We start from the raw sequence: 1,157 nt of genomic DNA on the forward strand, positions 1-1,157 counted from the left end.
TTATGGCTCCTTTTGAGTCATAATTAATGACATCATTAGTCAAATATTGATTTTTATTCTGTGAAAAATTGATTAGCCAAAACTAGCAAGAAAACAGGGCTTTCTAGCCACGCTTCAAATTGACATTTTGCTGAATTTTTGGGGATATTTTTGAATTTTAGACACAATAAAATTAATATAGTACCACCATTAAATACGATTTTTTTACACTATGTCAACAAAAAAATCATGATCTTGTATTTTTTTTATTTTTTTACCTAAATATGGTGTTTTAAAAGATGTTCTTTATTTTCCTTCAATACAACATTTATGTTGCATTGAAACATTTTAGATATTATATTATTATAATGAATAGTCAAGAATTGAAAAGATATCTTACAAAGCATGGTTGCAGTTTTACTTCAGGGAAGGGAGGGCATTTGCTTGTAAAGCGTGGTTCTAAAAAGTCCGTTTTACCTATGCATGGTACGCGAAAAGAATTAGGAACAGGATTAGTCCAGAAGATTCTTAAAGATCTTGACCTAAAATAAGCCTGAATATGGAGGTGTAAATGAAATATGCAATCAAATTTGTCAAAGATGACAATGATACTCTTCTAGTCGTCTCTAAAGACTTTCAGGAATTTATTACCTATGGTAACGATGAAAAAGAAGCTTTGGAACAGGCTAAAAATGCACTTTTAACAGTCATTATGGGGCGTTTTCAAGATCGTGAATCTATTCCCTTTGGACATCGTGATATTGCCTATCCTTTTGTTGAAGTATCTTCATTGGTGACTTTAAAAATTGCAATACATAACGCTATGATTGAAAAAAACTTACGCAAAGCTGATCTCGTACGTCTTTTAAAACTTCATCCAATACAAATTGACCGATTGTTGGATTTAAACCACGCAACCAAATTAGATGCCTTAGAATCTACTCTCATTGCTCTTGGAAAAGAGATCTCTATTAATATTCAAAATGCTGCTTGAATTTAGCGGTTTTGTGTAAAATGCTTATGAAGCGCGTTAAGAGCGACCTGCAATGAATTCACAAGATGTGGTAATGTTTGGTCTTCTACAATAATATATTGTATTGATGCATAAAGATTATACTGTCTATAGAGATGTTGTGTTTCTTTTATCGCCTCTTGCATATTAGAAAACTGTCCTGTTG

At 31.9% G+C, this 1,157-nt stretch carries 2 protein-coding genes and 1 pseudogene; 2 read left to right on the forward strand and 1 reads right to left on the reverse strand.

Annotated elements, in window-relative coordinates; translation table 11 throughout:
- Window positions 1-347: 347 nt before the first annotated feature.
- Window positions 348-530, forward strand: a complete 183-nt coding sequence (locus ACFIML_RS09110) for a type II toxin-antitoxin system HicA family toxin (RefSeq protein ID WP_019220217.1) — start codon at window positions 348-350, stop codon at window positions 528-530.
- Window positions 531-550: 20 nt separating this feature from the next.
- Entirely contained in the window at window positions 551-973 is a 423-nt protein-coding gene (locus tag ACFIML_RS09115) for a type II toxin-antitoxin system HicB family antitoxin (RefSeq protein ID WP_375688013.1), read from the forward strand.
- Between the two features lie 2 nt (window positions 974-975).
- Here the strand turns inward: ACFIML_RS09115 and ACFIML_RS09120 are convergent.
- Window positions 976-1,157, reverse strand: a pseudogene (locus ACFIML_RS09120) (hypothetical protein); the annotation flags it as partial.

Source organism: Bartonella sp. AC62GZZY (genome assembly GCF_042196525.1).
In the GTDB taxonomy this organism is placed as follows: Bacteria; Pseudomonadota; Alphaproteobacteria; order Rhizobiales; family Rhizobiaceae; genus Bartonella.

Coding starts and splice junctions, on each gene's coding strand:
- ACFIML_RS09110 (WP_019220217.1), top strand. CDS start 348: ATGAATAGTCAAGAATTGAAAAGATATCTTACAAAGCATGGTTGCAGT.
- ACFIML_RS09115 (WP_375688013.1), top strand. CDS start 551: ATGAAATATGCAATCAAATTTGTCAAAGATGACAATGATACTCTTCTA.